This is a genomic window from Streptomyces achromogenes, from assembly GCF_030816715.1.
Lineage (GTDB): Bacteria > Actinomycetota > Actinomycetes > Streptomycetales > Streptomycetaceae > Streptomyces > Streptomyces achromogenes_A.
The window spans coordinates 5985520-6002206 of sequence record NZ_JAUSYH010000001.1 but is presented as its reverse complement, the minus strand read 5'-3'; the positions used below and the strand labels follow the sequence as shown (position 1 = coordinate 6002206).

The 16687-nt window shown below is 72.2% G+C and carries 9 protein-coding genes; 5 read left to right on the top strand and 4 right to left on the bottom strand.

Translation table 11 applies throughout. The features are described from left to right. Positions 1–86 precede the first annotated feature (86 nt). The 3 genes from QF032_RS27075 (at position 87) to QF032_RS27065 (ending at position 4710) form a co-directional block, all read left to right on the top strand. Entirely contained in the window at positions 87–2141 is a 2055-nt protein-coding gene (locus tag QF032_RS27075) for a M4 family metallopeptidase (protein ID WP_373430387.1), read from the top strand. Between the two features lie 318 nt (positions 2142–2459). Beyond that, positions 2460–4118, top strand: coding sequence for a M4 family metallopeptidase (locus QF032_RS27070; RefSeq protein ID WP_307057794.1), 1659 nt, complete (start codon positions 2460–2462; stop codon positions 4116–4118). Between the two features lie 70 nt (positions 4119–4188). Further along, the gene (locus QF032_RS27065) at positions 4189–4710 is read left to right on the top strand and encodes a DUF1990 domain-containing protein (RefSeq protein ID WP_307046043.1); all 522 of its coding nucleotides are present in this window, start codon (positions 4189–4191) and stop codon (positions 4708–4710) included. A gap of 166 nt (positions 4711–4876) precedes the next feature. Here the strand turns inward: QF032_RS27065 and QF032_RS27060 are convergent, their stop codons facing one another. The 4 genes from QF032_RS27060 to QF032_RS27045 form a co-directional block, all read right to left on the bottom strand. Further along, a complete protein-coding gene (locus QF032_RS27060) occupies positions 4877–6100 on the bottom strand; it encodes a vWA domain-containing protein (protein WP_307060389.1) in 1224 nt (407 codons plus the stop codon). A 302-nt stretch (positions 6101–6402) separates the two neighbouring features. Then, entirely contained in the window at positions 6403–7728 is a 1326-nt protein-coding gene (locus QF032_RS27055) for an AAA family ATPase (protein WP_307057792.1), read from the bottom strand. Positions 7729–7951: 223 nt separating this feature from the next. Continuing rightward, a complete protein-coding gene (locus QF032_RS27050) occupies positions 7952–9391 on the bottom strand; it encodes a hypothetical protein (protein ID WP_307057790.1) in 1440 nt (479 codons plus the stop codon). A gap of 302 nt (positions 9392–9693) precedes the next feature. Then, on the bottom strand, positions 9694–12318 hold the full coding sequence (locus QF032_RS27045; protein ID WP_307046037.1) for a glycosyltransferase family 1 protein: 2625 nt from the start codon (positions 12316–12318) through the stop codon (positions 9694–9696). 360 nt (positions 12319–12678) lie between these two features. Here QF032_RS27045 and QF032_RS27040 point away from each other — a divergent pair, with 360 nt between their 5' ends. Continuing rightward, positions 12679–14976 carry an alpha-1,4-glucan--maltose-1-phosphate maltosyltransferase gene (locus tag QF032_RS27040; protein WP_307057788.1) on the top strand — a complete coding sequence of 766 codons (2298 nt, stop codon included), beginning with the start codon at positions 12679–12681 and terminating at the stop codon, positions 14974–14976. Then, positions 14973–16673 carry a maltose alpha-D-glucosyltransferase gene (treS, locus tag QF032_RS27035; RefSeq protein ID WP_306949202.1) on the top strand — a complete coding sequence of 567 codons (1701 nt, stop codon included), beginning with the start codon at positions 14973–14975 and terminating at the stop codon, positions 16671–16673. Before QF032_RS27040 ends, treS begins: the two co-directional genes overlap by 4 nt. Positions 16674–16687: the final 14 nt, after the last annotated feature.

Below are 16687 nucleotides of genomic sequence, written 5' to 3'. Positions count from 1 at the left end.
CGTACCGCCTTTGTCGTGCCCGTCCGGCCCACCCGCCTTTCGGGTCTCCCCTGGCCGCGTGATCCGCGGCCGCGCAGAAGGAGTCAGTGTTGAGCAGCAGTCCCTCTCGCAGACGCACCCCCCACAGCCCCTCCCGTCGTGCCGCGGCAGTCGCCCTCGTCGGCGTCTCCGCGCTCATAGCCGCCGCCGTGCAGTCCGGCGCCGCGACCGCCGCCCCGGAAAAGACACCGCAGGCGGCGGGCAAGGCCAACCCGGGCGCCGAGTCGGTGCGCCTCACCCCCGCCCAGCGCGCCGCGCTGATCCGCGAAGCGGAGGCGGGGAAGACGGCCACCGCCAAGGAGCTCGGCCTCGGCGCCAAGGAGGCGCTCGTCGTCCGTGACGTCGTCAAGGACGCCGACGGCACTCTGCACACGCGCTACGAGCGCACCTACAGCGGACTCCCGGTCCTCGGCGGCGACCTGGTCGTCGAGACCGCGAAGTCCGGCGCCACCGAGGGCGTCATCATGGCCACCCGGGCCGCCGTCCAGGTCGCCTCGCTGACGCCCACGATCGCGGCGGCGAAGGCGGAGAAGCAGGCGCTGAGCCTGGCGCAGGCCGACGGCACCGCGAAGGCGGACACCAACCGCGCGCCGCGCAAGGTGATCTGGGCGGCGAACGGTACCCCGGCCCTCGCCTACGAGACCGTCGTCGGCGGCCTCCAGGAGGACGGCACTCCGAACGAACTGCACGTCATCACCGACGCGACCACCGGCCAGAAGCTGTACGAGTACCAGGGCATCGAGACCGGCACCGGCAACACGATGTACAGCGGCCAGGTGACCCTCGGCACCACGCAGTCGGGGTCGACGTACAACCTGACCGACGCCGCGCGGGGCAACCACAAGACGTACAACCTCAACCGGGGCTCCTCCGGCACCGGAACGCTCTTCTCGGGCCCCGACGACGTCTGGGGCACCGGAGCCGCCTCCAACGCGGAGACCGCGGGCGCCGACGCGCACTACGGCGCGGCCCTCACCTGGGACTACTACAAGAACGTGCACGGCCGCAACGGCATCAAGGGCGACGGTGTGGGCGCGTACTCGCGCGTGCACTACGGCAACGCGTACGTCAACGCGTTCTGGGACGACAACTGCTTCTGCATGACCTACGGCGACGGCTCGGGCAACACCCACCCGCTGACGGCCATCGACGTGGCCGGGCACGAGATGACGCACGGCGTCACCTCCAACACCGCGGGCCTCAACTACAGCGGGGAGTCCGGCGGCCTCAACGAGGCCACCTCGGACATCTTCGGCACCGCGGTCGAGTTCTACGCCCAGAACTCCTCGGACGTCGGTGACTACCTCATCGGCGAGGAGATCGACATCAACGGCGACGGCACGCCGCTGCGGTACATGGACAAGCCGAGCAAGGACGGTGCGTCGAAGGACAGCTGGTACTCGGGGATCGGGTCGGTGGACGTCCACTACTCGTCCGGGCCGGCGAACCACTTCTTCTACCTCCTGAGCGAGGGCAGCGGCGCCAAGGTCATCAACGGCGTCAGCTACAACTCGCCCACCGCGGACGGCCTCGCCGTCACCGGCATCGGCCGCGACAAGGCGGAGAAGATCTGGTTCCGCGCGCTGACCACGAAGTTCACCAGGACCACCAACTACGCGGGGGCCCGCACCGGCACGCTGGCGGCGGCCGGTGAGCTGTACGGCACCACCTCCGCCGAGTACAAGGCGGTGCAGGACGCGTGGGCGGGCGTCGCGGTGGGCGCGCGTTCGGGCGGCGGCGGCGGAGGTGGCGGCACCTCCTTCGAGAACACGGCCGACGTATCGATTCCGGACAACGGGGCGGCGGTCAACTCGTCGATCACCGTCTCGGGCCGCACCGGCAACGCGCCGTCGAACCTCGCGGTGGCGGTCGACATCGTGCACACCTACATCGGCGACCTCCGGGTGCAGCTGATCGCCCCCGACGGCACGGCCTACACGCTGAAGGCGTACGGCACCGGCGGCAGCACGGACAACCTCAACACCACGTACACGGTGAACGCCTCCTCCGAGGTCGCCAACGGTGTCTGGCAGTTGAGGGTCCAGGACAACGCGGCCCAGGACACCGGCTACATCAACAGCTGGAAGCTGACCTTCCCGTAGGCCACAGGCCCCGCACGGGCCACGCACAACCGCCTGAAAGGCACCGCACAGGGCGCCGCCCCGGAGGCACCACCTCCCCGGGGCGGCGCCCCCTTTTTGCCCGCCCCTTACCCGCGTCCTGTTGCCGCTTTACCACGGCTCAACTCCGTTTACGTGCCTGCAATGTTCACCGGACAGTCGACTTTCGGCCAACATCACTTCGGGGTCCTGACATGTACGCGCCCGGATGTCAGTCTTCGTTTCACCCGCCGCACAACTTCACTACCGTCACGGGCGGCCGCCCCACGCCGCCCGGACCCCCCACATGAAGGAGCTTGTGTGACCTCCCTCTACGCGCGTCACAAGCGCACCACTCTGGCCATCGCCACCGCCGTCGCGGCCGGAGCCCTGGTCACCACCGGCCTGACCACCGGTAGCGCCGCCGCCCCGGCGGACTCCGGCGCGCGGGCCGCCCTGCAGGGCGCCCCGGTCCAGCTGACCTCCGCGGCCCGCACCACGCTGATCCAGCAGCAGCAGTCCGACGCGGCCGCGACCGCCAAGTCGATAGGCCTCGGCGCCCAGGAGAAGCTGGTCGTCAAGGACGTCGTCAAGGACGTCGACGGCACCGTCCACACCCGTTACGAGCGCACCTACGCGGGCCTGCCGGTCCTCGGCGGCGACCTGGTCGTGCACAAGGCCCCCTCCGGCGCCCAGAGCGTGACCAAGGCCGTCTCGGCCACCATCAAGGTGTCCACGCTCACCCCGCAGGTCGCCACCGCCAAGGTCCAGAAGCAGGCGCTCACCGCCGCCAAGGCCGCCGGCTCGGAGGCCACCGCCGCCGACCAGGCCCCCCGCAAGGTGATCTGGGCCGGCAACGGCACCCCGACGCTCGCCTACGAGACGGTCGTCGGCGGCCTCCAGGACGACGGCACCCCGAGCAGGCTGCACGTCATCACCGACGCCACCACCGGCAAGAAGCTCTACGAGCACCAGGCCATCGAGACCGGCACCGGCAAGAGCCTCTACTCGGGCACGGTCACCCTCAACACGACCAAGTCGGGATCGACGTACAACCTGACCGACGGCACGCGCGGCGGCCACAAGACCTACAACAAGGCGCGCAGCACGTCCTCCTCCACCGGCACCCTGTTCACCGACGCGGACGACGCGTGGGGCACCGGCACGGCCTCCAGCTCCTCCAGCGACCAGACCGCGGCCGTGGACGCCGCCTACGGCGCGCAGATGACCTGGGACTTCTACAAGAGCACCTTCAACCGCAGCGGCATCAGGAACGACGGCAAGGCCGCCTACTCCCGCGTCCACTACGGCAACGCCTACGTCAACGCCTTCTGGGACGACGACTGCTTCTGCATGACGTACGGCGACGGCGACGGCAACACCCACCCGCTGACTTCGCTGGACGTGGCCGGCCACGAGATGAGCCACGGTCTGACCTCGGTCACCGCGGGTCTGGAGTACTCGGGTGACGCCGGCGGTCTGAACGAGGCCACCTCCGACATCTTCGGCACCGGTGTGGAGTTCTTCGCCAACAACGCGTCCGACAAGGGCGACTACCTCATCGGCGAGAAGATCAACATCAACGGCGACGGCACCCCGCTGCGGTACATGGACAAGCCGAGCAAGGACGGCGGGTCCAAGGACTACTGGTCCTCCGCCGTGTCCGGCCTCGACCCGCACTACTCGTCGGGCCCCGCGAACCACTTCTTCTACCTGCTGTCCGAGGGCAGCGGCTCGAAGACGATCAACGGCGTGACCTACAACTCGCCGACGTCCAACGGCTCCACGGTCACCGGCATCGGCCGCGCCAAGGCGCTGCAGATCTGGTACAAGGCGCTGACGACGTACTTCACGTCGACGACCACCTACAAGGGCGCCCGCACCGGCACCCTCTCGGCGGCCTCGGCGCTGTACGGCGGCACCGGCAGCACCGAGTACAAGGCCGTGGCGGCGGCCTGGTCGGCGATCAACGTCAACTGACCCTGCCGTAGCGAGCTGGGCGGCACCCGGGACGAAGGCATTCCCGGGTGCCGCCCTACTCTTGGCTCCCATGTCTTCGAAGGACTTCACGTACGACGACGTCGGCGCGACGCGCGACCGCCCCGGCTCCTGCCCCGAGGGCTTCCGCCCCCTCCACGTCCGCGCACGCCTCGGCGAGGGCCACGACGTCTTCCGGCGCGCCGCGGACGCCGTCATGACCTGGCAGATGCACCGCGCCCTCGGTGTCGGCATCGACGCCACGGCGGACCGCGCGGCCCCCGACGTCGACGTCACCGTCACCCTGGGCGGCGTCATCAAGGCCCCCTGCCGCGTGGTCTGGACGGTGGACGAACCCCGGCGCGCCGGCTGGGCCTACGGCACCCTCCGCGGCCACCCCGAACGCGGCGAGGAGTCCTTCGTCGTCGACCGCACGGGAGACGGCACGGTCTGGCTGACGGTGTCGGCGTTCAGCCGCCCCGCGAAGTGGTACACCATTGCCGCCGGCCCGGCGACCAGAGGCCTCCAACACGCCTACGCCCGCCGCTGCGGCAAGGTCCTGCGTGAGCTGTGCGGGGGCGGGGACGACGCGTGAGAGCACGGGCGCCGGGACAGGTCGCGCTCCGGCGATCTCGCGAGCCGGCCCACCGCGCTCACGTCCCGCACCAGTTCACCAACAGCTTCCGGCTCTGCCGCCCGGCTCGTCCCGGCGGTCCGCGCTCCGCGCTCGCCGCCGCCGGCGAGTCCGAACGACCGCCCGCTCACCCCCCTCCCCCCGCCGTCCCGATCTCCACCACCCGGGCCCAGGCGGGCGGGGTGTCGGGGACGTAGTCGGGGTTCGTCTCGTTGTAGACGGCGCGGTCGCGGGGGAACAGGCCGATCACCGTGCGGCAGGACGGGCGGGTTTCGGGCCAGGGGGTCTGGCCGTCGGTGAGGACGACGATCGCGTCGGGGCGGGGATTCCCCCGCAGGGCCTTGGCGAAGCCGGTGCGCAGGTCCGTGCCGCCGCCGCCCACCAGGGGGATGCCCTCGGCGCGGCACAGGGTGTGCACCATCCCCGCCGACGCGTCGCACGGCACCACGGAGACCAGGTCACGCCGGCCGCCCACGGCACGGGAGATGGCCGCGACCTCCAGGAGCGCGCTGCCCAGTTCGGCGTCGCTGACCGAACCGGAGGTGTCGATGACGACGCAGACCCGGGGCGGCCGGCGTCGCAGGCTCGGCAGGACGACGCCGGGCAGGCAGGCCGAGCGGCGCGCGGGACGGCCGTAGGTGTAGTCCTCGCCCACGCCAGGACCGGAGGCCGCCGAGCGGACCGCCGCGCCCAGCAGTTCCCGCCAGGGCTGCGGCGGGTGGAAGGCCTCCTCCGCCCACCTCTTCCACTGTTTCGGCGCCGACCCCGGCCGCCCCTTGATGCCCTGCGCCACCCGGAACCGGACGGCGTCCCGCTGCTGCTCGCTGAGGCCGTCCGCGCCGTCGGGGCCCAGTTCCCACTCCCGTTCCCGCCCGTCCGCGCCGCTGCCGCAGTCCAGCCAGGACAGGCGCTGCGTGCTCGGCCCGAGCCGGAACTGACGCAGGTAGTCCTCCATGAGCTCGCCCGGATCCAGTCCCAGTGAGCCCGGTGTCACGGCGCCGGCGGGCTCGACCAGTCCGTCCCCGTACGCGTCGTCGTTGATCTCGCAGTCCGCGGCGATGTTCATCCGCAGCCGCTCCCCCGGCCCGGTCAGGCCGCGTTGCCTCGCGAGGCGGTCACTGCGGCCGTGATGGTCGCGCAGCAGGTGCGACACCTCGTGCACCCACACCCCCGCCAGATCCTCGACCGGCATCCGCTCGACGAACCCGGGCGAGACGTAGCACCGCCAGTACCGGTCCACGCCCATCGTCGGGACCTGCCGTGACTCCACGATGTGCAGGGCGAACAGGGCCGTCGCGAGGTAGGGGCGGACCCTGGCCGCGTACAACCGGGCCGCGAGCAGTTTGTCCATGTCCAACGGCGGGCCGGCCGCCGCGTCGGCCGCGCGCCGGGCGGACAACGGCACGCCGGCCGCCAGAGCCGCCGGACTCCGCGCCCCCACCGGCCCACCCGGTCCCGCACCGGCCGAGCCCCCGGCACCCACCGGCACACCGGACCTCCCGCCCGCCGGCCCCCCGGCATTCACCTGCGCACCGGACCCCCCACCCGCCGAACCCGGCCGCCCGGCCGCCGATACGCCCGGCACGGCGCCCGCCCACCCCGGCAGGCCGTCCGCCGGCAATCCGGACCCCGTGTCCGCCGAACCCTTCGTGCTCATCGGGTCGCCTTCGCCGTGCCGGCGTCCCGCTGCTTCGTGCGGGCCGCCGCCCGGTCCGCGCGGTGGGACAGGGCCACCGCGCCGGCGAGGCTCTCGATCGACGGGGGGACGTCCCAGTCGTCCTGGCGCAGCGCGGCGAGGGTGGTCGCGGGGACCACCACCAGGTCGGGGGCCCCGGTCTCGACCGCCCGCACCAGCAGCGCCCACGCCGCGTCCCAGCGGGACCGGTCCGGGCGGGAGCGGACCGCCGCCACCACCGCGTCCAACGCCGCCTGGCGCAGATCGCCCCGCTGGGGCAGCTCCGCGCCGGCCGGATCGGCGAGCAAGTCCTCGGGGTCCGGCAGGTCCATCCGGTCCAGGCCGGCCAGGAGTTCCAGCCCCGGCCCGTCCCCGACCGCGCCGCGCACCAGGAGGGAGAGCACGTCCCGGGAGGAGCCCGCCGCCGTCGCGAAGGCGATCAGGTGCAGGGTCATCTCCCAGCTGCGCGGCGACGGCCAGGCGCCGCCGCGGCGCGTCTCGCCGCTGGGCAGCCGGTGTACGAGCGTGGGGCGGGCGGCCAGCAGGCCGCACACCGCGCGGCGCGCGAAGTCGACGGCCTCCGGCAGCCTCGCCGGGTCGAGTCGGGGCAGGGTCGCCCGGGGCCAGGTCCCGCCGAGACCGCGGACGACGACGTCGTGGTCGTGGGCCCACTGCAGGTGGACGAAGCGGTTGGCCAGCGGCGGGCTCAGCTCCCAGCCGTCGGCCGCCGAGAACCGCGGGTTGGCGGCTGCCACGATCCGCACGCCCGGCGGCAGTCGCAGGGCGCCGATCCGCCGCTCGAGCACCAGCCGCAGCAGCGCGGCCTGTACAGCGGGCGGAGCGGTGGACAGCTCGTCGAGGAACAGCAGCCCGCGGCCGGCCCGCACCAGCCGTACGGCCCAGTCCGGCGGAGCCATCGGAACGCCCTGCGTCGCGGGGTCGTCGCCGAGGACCGGCAGCCCCGAGAAGTCGGACGGCTCGTGCACGCTGGCGATCACGGTGGTCAGCGGAAGGTCGAGAGCGGCCGCCAGCTGGGTCAGCGCGGCGGTCTTGCCGATGCCGGGCTCGCCCCACAGCAGCACGGGCAGGTCGGCCGCCACGGCGAGGGTCAGGGCCTCGAGCTGGGTGTCGGGCCGCGGTTCGGTGGTGACGTCGCGCAACAGGGCCAGGAGGTCTGCGGCCACGTCGAGTCGGGCGGCCGGGGCGTCGGGCGGGTTCGGAACGTCCGACGGCGAGGTGCTGTCCGGTCGGGACGGTGCGTCGGCCGGGGCGTCGACGAGGGCGAGCGGGGCGCATGTGGGCATGGGTGATCACCTTTGGGTTCGCGAGAGGTCATGGGGTGGCGGGGTCGGGCGGGGTCGTGTGAGGCGGTGTGCCAGGTCGTTCGCAGGTGTTGTGCAGTGGTGGGGCGTCGGAGCAGGCCGCGCCGTGCCGGATCCGTGCGCATCGGCGCGGATCGGTTGGATCCGTTGGATCCGTTGGATTGGTGTGGATCCGTTGGATCCGTTGGATCGGTGTGGATCCGGTTCAGCGGCCGGTCATGTGGCGGGGGCGCGAGCGCAGGCCGGCCGGACGGGGCTCGCGCGGTGGGAGGCGGCCCGGCGCGGGCCCGGTCAGGCCCGCCCGGAACAGCCCGTAGGTGATCCGCCGTCGGGCGGCCGCCTCGAGTTCGTCGCGCAGCGCGCCGTCGCGCAGCAACGCCTCGGGGCCGAGCAGCCCTTCGACGACGGCCAGCGCGCCGGCGATGTCGCCGTGGACCAGGCGTTCGCGGACGCCGGTGAGGCAGTCCGGGCGGCGGTGGGCCTCGTCGACGGCCCGCAGGCACGGCAACGGGGTTCCGCTGAGCGCGACCAGGAGTTCCTCCCGCCGGAGTTCGGCCGGGTCGTGGTCCAAGGGGACGAGCACCCCGTCGACCAGGCCGATCCGGTGACGGGCTCCCCGGCACTCCACGAAACGCGGCTGTCCCGGCCGGTCGGCGGCGTCGGCACGGTCCTTCGGCCGCCGGTCAGGCACCAGGGCCGCGGCGACCAGCGGGTGCAGCCGGCCGGCGTCGATCGCGCCGGCGCGCAGCATCTCCAGGTCGGGTGGCACCCAGGTGGCGGCATCGGGCAGCACGGGCAGCGCCGGACCGGTTCCCGGGGCGGCGCCGGCCCCTCCGCCGGCGGGCGCGACGCGCAGCGCGGGCGGTCCGGCGCGGTCGTCCCCGTCCGTCTCCAGGACCAGCCGGTGCCGTCCGCCGAGCCGCACCAGGACGGCGCCGCCGGACCGTCCCTCCGCGCGGAGCAGGATGTCCGCCTCGGCGGCCCACCGGTCGACGGCTCCGGTACGGCCGTCCGGCACCGCACCCGGCGGCAACGTGAGGCGCGGCGCCCCCTCGTCGTCCGCCGGCTCTCCCGGCGTCCGCGCCGCCGGCGCGCCGGACCGGGTCCGCAGCTCGTCCGTGCGGCGCGCGTCCCACAGATGCCGGTGCAGGTCGAGACGGAACCGCCGGCTGGGGTGGGGGTGGGGGTGCGGATGACCTGGGCCGGCGCCGTGGCCCGCGCGGAATCCCTTCCACACCGTCAGGCTGATCCGCTGGCCCGCATCCGCCCAGGAGGGCGGCGTCCGCACCACCAGATGCACCGGCCGCCCGCCGCGCCCCACGCCGTCGTAGCGCGCGAGGGCGACCGTCAGGCCGGGCCGCAGCAGCCCGTCGGGGGCGATTCTCGGCAGATGCCAGCGCAGCAGGTCGGGAGCCAGGTGCCGCAGGTCGGAACGGAGCAGGGAGGCGAACTCCCGGCCATGGCCGGTCGCCAGGGTGCGCAGGTCCAGATCGACGTCGACGCCCGCCGCGGCGCATGCGCCCGCCCAGTCGCCGGCCTGGCGGCGCGCGGTCGCGGTCTCGATCATGGAGGCCGGCACGGCGAACTCGCGCACGCGCGGCCAGAAGGAAAACGGGGAATCCTCGTTCGCGAGGTGAGTCGCCATCAGCACTCACCTTGCGCGGACGGGTCCCCCGATCTGTCGCCAGTAGGAGTAGTCATCGCGGGGAGCATAACGGCCGTGCCCGTGACCCTGCCAGAGATTTCCGCCGCCCCCGGAACGGCCGACGGACGGGTCGACGGGACGACGGGACGACGGACGGGTGGGCGACGGGCCGGCGGGCGGCGGACGACGAACCTCACTGGAGGGCCGGCAGCCGGCGGACGGCGGGCGGCGGACCTCATGGGAGAGCCGCCGCCCGCCGCCGCCTGCCACGCGCGACCTCCCGGTCGCGCGCGCCCGCCGGATCAGCGCAGCAGGACGCCCGCTCCTTCGACCGCCTCCTCGGACGGTGCCTCCAGCAGCCCCAGTTCGGCGCCGGACGCCAGCAGCCGGTGGGCCGGGAGGATGCGGACCGTGTATCCGAAGGGGCCCGTGCGGTCCAGCGACAGCGGTCCCTCGTAGACCCACCTGCCCTCCAGGTCCGGGCCGCCCGCCGGTTTCAGCGGGACCGTGGCCGCGTCCGTGATGCGGTCCTCCTCGTCGACGCGGCCCGAGACCGCCTGCACCTCGACGTCGTCGGGGGTGAGGTCGCCGAGGCGCACCCGCACCCGCAGGGCGAGGGTCGTGCCCAGCTCGGCCGAGACGGTGGCCGCCGACGTCTCCACGTGGTCGACCGCCACCGCGTGCCAGGCCGCACGCACCCGCTGCTTCCAGCCGGCGAGTTCACGCGCCGTGCCGGGGACCATCGTCCGGTGCGCGTGGGCGGCCGGGGTGTAGAGCCGCTCCACGTACTCGCGGACCATGCGCCCCGCCAGCACCTTCGGGCCGAGCAGGGTGAGGGTCTGGCGGACCATCTCGATCCAGCGGTCGGGCAGCCCCGCCCGGCCGCGCTCGTAGAAACGCGGTGTGATGCGCTGTTCCAGGAGGTCGTAGAGGGCCGTCGCCTCGATGTCGTCCCGGCGGTCCGGGTCGGTTCCGGCGCCGTCCGCGGTGGGGATGGCCCAGCCGAAGTCCGGCTGGAACCACTCGTCCCACCACCCGTCCAGGACGGACAGGTTGAGGCAGCCGTTGAGCGCGGCCTTCATGCCGGACGTGCCGCAGGCCTCCAGCGGACGGAGCGGGTTGTTGAGCCAGATGTCGCAGCCGGGGTACAGCTTCTGCGCCATGGCCATGCCGTAGTCGGGCAGGAAGACGATGCGGTGCCTCACCCGCGGGTCGTCGGTGAACCGGACGAGTTCCTGCACCAGGCGTTTGCCGCCGTCGTCCGCCGGATGCGCCTTGCCCGCGACGACGATCTGGATGGGCCGCTCCGGGTGCAGCAGCAGTTTCATGAGCCGGTCGCGGTCCCGCAGCATCAGCGTCAGCCGCTTGTACGACGGGACCCGGCGCGCGAAGCCGATGGTGAGGACGTCGGGGTCCAGGACGCCGTCGATCCATCCCAACTCGGCGCTCGCCGCTCCCCGTTGACGCCACGAGGCGCGCAGTCGCCGCCGCGCCTCCAGCACCAGCTGCTCGCGCAGCTCGCGGCGCAGCTCCCAGATGTCCTGGTCGGGGATGTCGGCGACGGAGTCCCAGCGGTCGGAGCCGCCGACGCTGAGGGCGTCCTCGGCGCGCTCGGCGCCGATCTGCCGGGCGCCGAGGCGCAGCACCTGCGGGGCCACCCAGGTCGGGGCGTGCACGCCGTTGGTGACGGAGGTGATCGGCACCTCCTCGGGGTCGAAGCCGGGCCACAGGCCGGAGAACATCCCGCGGCTGACCTGACCGTGCAGCAGCGACACCCCGTTCGCGCGCTGCGCCAGTCGCAGTCCCATGACGGCCATGTTGAAGAGGTTCGGCTCGCCGCCGGGGTAGGTCTCCCTGCCCAGCCGCAGGATGCGGTCGACGTCCATCCGGGGCAGCTCGGCGTCGGGGCCGAAGTGCCGGGCGACCAGCTCCCGGTCGAAGCGGTCGATGCCGGCCGGGACGGGCGTGTGCGTGGTGAACACCGTCCCGGCCCGGACGGCCTCCAGCGCCGCGTCGAAGTCCAGGCCCAGGTCACCGAGTTCGGCGATGCGCTCCAGGCCGAGGAAGCCGGCGTGGCCCTCGTTGGTGTGGAAGACCTCGGGCTCGGCATGGCCGGTCAGCCGGCAGTACGTGCGCACCGCCCGGACACCCCCTATGCCGAGCAGCATCTCCTGCAGCAGCCGGTGTTCGCTGCCGCCGCCGTAGAGCCGGTCGGTCACCCCGCGCTCGCCGAGGTCGTTCTCCTCGACGTCGGAGTCGAGCAGGAGCAGCGGCACCCGGCCGACCTGCGCCAGCCACACCCGGGCGTGCAGTCGCCTGCCCGCGGGAAGGGCGAGGGAGATCCGGGCCGCCGTGCCGTCCTCCTCCTTCAGGAGGGTCAACGGCAGCTCGTTGGGGTCGAGGACGGGGTAGTGCTCCTGCTGCCAGCCGTCCCGCGAGAGGGTCTGACGGAAGTAGCCGTGCCGGTAGAGCAGGCCCACGCCGATCAGCGGCACGCCCAGGTCGCTGGCCGCCTTCAGATGGTCGCCGGCGAGGATGCCCAGGCCGCCGGAGTACTGGGGAAGCGCGGCCGTGATGCCGAACTCGGGCGAGAAGTAGGCGACGGCGGCCGGGAGTCCGGCGGAGGAGGGCTGCGCCTGGTACCAGCGCTCGCCGCTGACGTAGTCGTGCAGGTCGCCGGCGGCCGTGGCGAGCCGGCGCAGGAAGCGGCGGTCCTCGGCGAGTTCGAGGAGGCGTGCCGGGGGCACGCCTCCGAGCAGTCTCACCGGGTCGCCGTCCGAGCGGGCCCAGCGCTCGGGGTCGACGGAACGGAAGAGGTCGCGGGTCTCCGCGTGCCAGGACCAGCGCAGGTTGCGGGCCAGGTCGCTGAGCGGCCTGAGAGGTTCGGGGAGGAGGGGTCGGACGGTGAATCGACGGATCGCCTTCACATTCCACCTCGGCGTTGCGCGTTCGCTTGATGGGCGCACGGCAGTGTGCGTCCACGTCTGCTACGACGGTACCGGCGTCCGCGCCGGCCTTGCCGGGGGCTGGCCGGAGCCCTACGGCGAAGGGCCGAAAATCCCGCTTTCACTCCCCTGGGCCACCTTGTGGGGCTTCGCCCCGCGCGAGAGGGTGCCAGTGGTGCGCCCGGCACGCCGGCGCACCGAGTCGGATATCGACGTGAGGAGTTAACAACGGGCCGGATTGCTCACCCGCACAGGGTGGAAGGCTCCTCCGGTACTCCCTCGCAGGACCCACCTCCCACCACATCCATCCGCCCACCCCCCTTGATGCGGACAGGAGCGGTCATGCCGGCCAGGCACCACCCCTCGACACCCCCCAAGAAGACCCCCAAGGACACCAGGGATGCCAAGGCCCCTGTGGACTCCAAGGGCCCTACGGACTCCGGGGACTCCAAGGACCGTACGGACTCCAGGGAACCGAAGAACGCGAAGAACGCGAAGGGCTCCAAGGGCTCCAAGGGCTCCAAGGGCCCGAGGAGCGCCAAGCCGCCGAAGAACGCCGGGCCCGCCGAACCCGCGATGCCCGCCGGGCGCACCCACGCCATCGGGCAGGGTGAGGCCGCCGAGGGCACCGCGGCCGTCGCGGCCACCGCCGTCGGGCGCATCCCCGTCCTCGACGTCCGTCCGCTGGTCCAGCAGGGACGCCGGCCCGCCAAGGCGGTCGTCGGCGAGACGTTCGAGGTCTCGGCGACCGTGTTCCGCGAAGGGCACGACGCCGTCGCGGCCAATGTCGTGCTGCGCGACCCGGACGGCGAGCCGGGGCCGTGGACGCCGATGCGCGAACTCGCCCCGGGCACCGACCGCTGGGGCGCGGACGTCACGCCGGACGCGACCGGCCGCTGGACGTACACCGTGGAGGCGTGGGGGGACCCCGTCTCCACCTGGCGGCACCACGCCGGCGTGAAGGTGCCCGCCGGGATGGACACGGAGTCGGTCCTCGAGGAGGGCGCCCGTCTGTACGAGCGGGCGGCGGACGGGGTGCCGAACGGCCCGGAGCGCAAGGCGGTGCTGATCGCCGTCGAGGCCCTGCGCGACGAGAGCCGTCCCCCCGTGTCCCGGCTGGCGGCGGCGTTGACGCCGGAGGTGGACGCCGTGCTGGCGCGGTTCCCGCTGCGGGAGCTGGTGACCGCGTCGGAGCCGCTGCCGCTGCTGGTGGAACGCGAACGCGCCCTGTACGGCTCCTGGTACGAGTTCTTCCCCCGTTCCGAGGGCACCCCCCAGCAGCCGCACGGCACGTTCCGCACCGCCGCCCGCCGACTCCCCGCGATCGCCGCGATGGGCTTCGACGTCGTCTACCTCCCCCCGATCCACCCCATCGGCACCACCTTCCGCAAAGGCCGCAACAACACCCTCGACCCACGGCCCGACGACGTCGGCGTGCCCTGGGCGATCGGCTCCCCCGAAGGCGGCCACGACGCCGTCCACCCCGCACTGGGCACCCTGGAGGACTTCACCTGGTTCGTCGGCCAGGCCCGCGAACTCGGCCTGGAGATCGCCCTCGACTTCGCCCTGCAGTGCTCCCCCGACCACCCCTGGGTCCACAAACACCCCGAGTGGTTCCACCACCGCCCCGACGGCACCATCGCCTACGCCGAGAACCCGCCCAAGAAGTACCAGGACATCTACCCCGTCGCCTTCGACGCCGACCTGAAGGGCCTGGTCGCCGAGACCGTGCGGGTGCTGCGGCACTGGATGGGCCACGGCGTGCGGATCTTCCGCGTCGACAACCCCCACACCAAACCCGTGGTGTTCTGGGAACGCGTCATCGCCGACCTCAACCGCACCGACCCCGACGTGATCTTCCTGGCCGAGGCGTTCACCCGGCCCGCGATGATGCACACCCTCGCCCAGATCGGCTTCCAGCAGTCCTACACCTACTTCACCTGGCGTACCACCAAGGACGAGCTGACCGACTACCTCACCGAGCTGTCGGGGCAGGCCGCCTCGTACATGCGGCCCAACTTCTTCGCCAACACCCCCGACATCCTGCCCGCCCACCTCCAGCACGGCGGCCGGCCCGCCTTCGAGGCCCGCGCCGTCCTGGCCGCCACCCTCTCCCCCACCTGGGGCCTCTACAGCGGCTACGAACTCTGCGAGAACACCCCCCTGCGCGAGGGCGGCGAGGAATACCTCGACTCCGAGAAATACCAGCTCACCCCCCGCGACTGGGACGCCGCCGAACGCGAGGGCCGCACCATCGCCCCCCTCATCACCCGCCTCAACGACATCCGACGCGCCAACCCCGCCCTGCACCGACTGCGCAACCTGCACTTCCACCACACCGACAAGGAAGCGGTGATCGCCTACTCGAAGACCAGCTCGGACAGCAGCGGATCGAACACGGTTCTGGTGGTCGTCAACCTCGACCCCCACCACACCCAGGAGGCGACGGTCTCGTTGGACATGCCGCAACTCGGCCTGGACTGGCACGAGTCGGTGCCGGTGCGCGACGAGCTCACCGGCGAGACCTACCACTGGGGCAGGGCCACCTACGTGCGCCTCGAACCGGGCATCCGGCCCGCGCACGTATGCACCGTCCTGCGACCGTCCTACCCGCAGAGCGGAGGGTCACCCACATCATGATCGTCAACGAGCCCGTTCCGGACACCTTCGAGGACACGCCCGCGAAGGACCGCGATCCCGAGTGGTTCAAACGCGCCGTGTTCTACGAGGTCCTCGTCCGCTCCTTCCAGGACAGCAACGGCGACGGCATCGGCGACCTCAAAGGCATCACCGCCAAACTCGACTACCTGCAATGGCTCGGAGTCGACTGTCTCTGGCTCCCCCCCTTCTTCAAATCACCGCTGCGCGACGGCGGCTACGACGTCTCCGACTACACCGCCGTCCTCCCGGAATTCGGCGACCTCGCCGACTTCGTCGAATTCGTCGACGCCGCCCACCAACGCGGCATGCGCGTCATCATCGACTTCGTCATGAACCACACCAGCGACCAGCACCCGTGGTTCCAGGAGTCCAGGAACAACCCCGACGGACCCTACGGCGACTACTACATGTGGGCCGACGACGACAAGCAATACCCCGACGCCCGCATCATCTTCGTCGACACCGAAGTCTCCAACTGGACCTTCGACCCCGTCCGCAAGCAGTACTTCTTCCACCGCTTCTTCTCCCACCAGCCCGACCTCAACTACGAGAACCCCGCCGTCCAGGAGGAGATGATCTCCGCGCTGCGGTTCTGGCTGGACCTGGGCATCGACGGGTTCCGCCTCGACGCCGTGCCGTACCTGTACGCCGAGGAGGGCACGAACTGCGAGAACCTCCCGGCCACGCACGAGTTCCTGAAGCGGGTCCGCAAAGAGGTCGACGCGCACTATCCGGACACGGTGATCCTGGCCGAGGCCAACCAGTGGCCCGAGGACGTCGTCGACTACTTCGGCGACTACACCTCCGGCGGCGACGAATGCCACATGGCATTCCACTTCCCCGTCATGCCCCGCATCTTCATGGCCGTCCGCCGCGAATCCCGCTACCCCGTCTCCGAGATCCTCGCCAAGACCCCCGCCATCCCCGCCAGCTGCCAATGGGGCATCTTCCTGCGCAACCACGACGAGCTCACCCTCGAAATGGTCACCGACGAAGAACGCGACTACATGTACGCCGAATACGCCAAAGACCCGCGTATGCGCGCCAACATCGGCATCCGCCGCCGCCTCGCACCCCTCCTCGACAACGACCGCAACCAGATCGAGCTCTTCACCGCACTCCTGCTCTCCCTGCCCGGCTCCCCGATCCTCTACTACGGCGACGAGATCGGCATGGGCGACAACATCTGGCTCGGCGACCGCGACGCCGTCCGCACCCCCATGCAATGGACGCCCGACCGCAACGCCGGATTCTCCTCCTGCGACCCCGGCCGGCTCTCCCTGCCCACCATCATGGACCCCGTCTACGGCTACCAGGTCACCAACGTCGAGGCGTCCATGTCGTCGCCCTCCTCGCTCCTGCACTGGACCCGCCGCATGATCGAGATCCGCAAACAGAACCCCGCCTTCGGCCTCGGCACCTACACCGAACTCCCCTCCTCCAACCCCGCCGTCCTCGCCTTCCTGCGCGAACACGAGGACGACCTCGTCCTGTGCGTCCACAACTTCTCCCGCTTCGCCCAGCCCACCGAACTCGACCTCAGCCGCTTCCACGGCCGCTACCCCGTCGAACTCTTCGGCACCGTCCGCTTCCCGCCCGTCGGCGAACTCCCCTACCTGCTCACCCTCGCCGGCCACGGCTTCTACTGGTTCCGGCTCCGCAGGGACGTGGTCTAGAACCCCACGGCGGG

Coding starts and splice junctions, on each gene's coding strand:
- treS (WP_306949202.1), top strand. CDS start 14,973: ATGATCGTCAACGAGCCCGTTCCGGACACCTTCGAGGACACGCCCGCG.
- QF032_RS27040 (WP_307057788.1), top strand. CDS start 12,679: ATGCCGGCCAGGCACCACCCCTCGACACCCCCCAAGAAGACCCCCAAG.
- QF032_RS27065 (WP_307046043.1), top strand. CDS start 4,189: ATGTCTTCGAAGGACTTCACGTACGACGACGTCGGCGCGACGCGCGAC.
- QF032_RS27050 (WP_307057790.1), bottom strand. CDS start 9,391: ATGGCGACTCACCTCGCGAACGAGGATTCCCCGTTTTCCTTCTGGCCG.
- QF032_RS27055 (WP_307057792.1), bottom strand. CDS start 7,728: ATGCCCACATGCGCCCCGCTCGCCCTCGTCGACGCCCCGGCCGACGCA.
- QF032_RS27060 (WP_307060389.1), bottom strand. CDS start 6,100: ATGGACAAACTGCTCGCGGCCCGGTTGTACGCGGCCAGGGTCCGCCCC.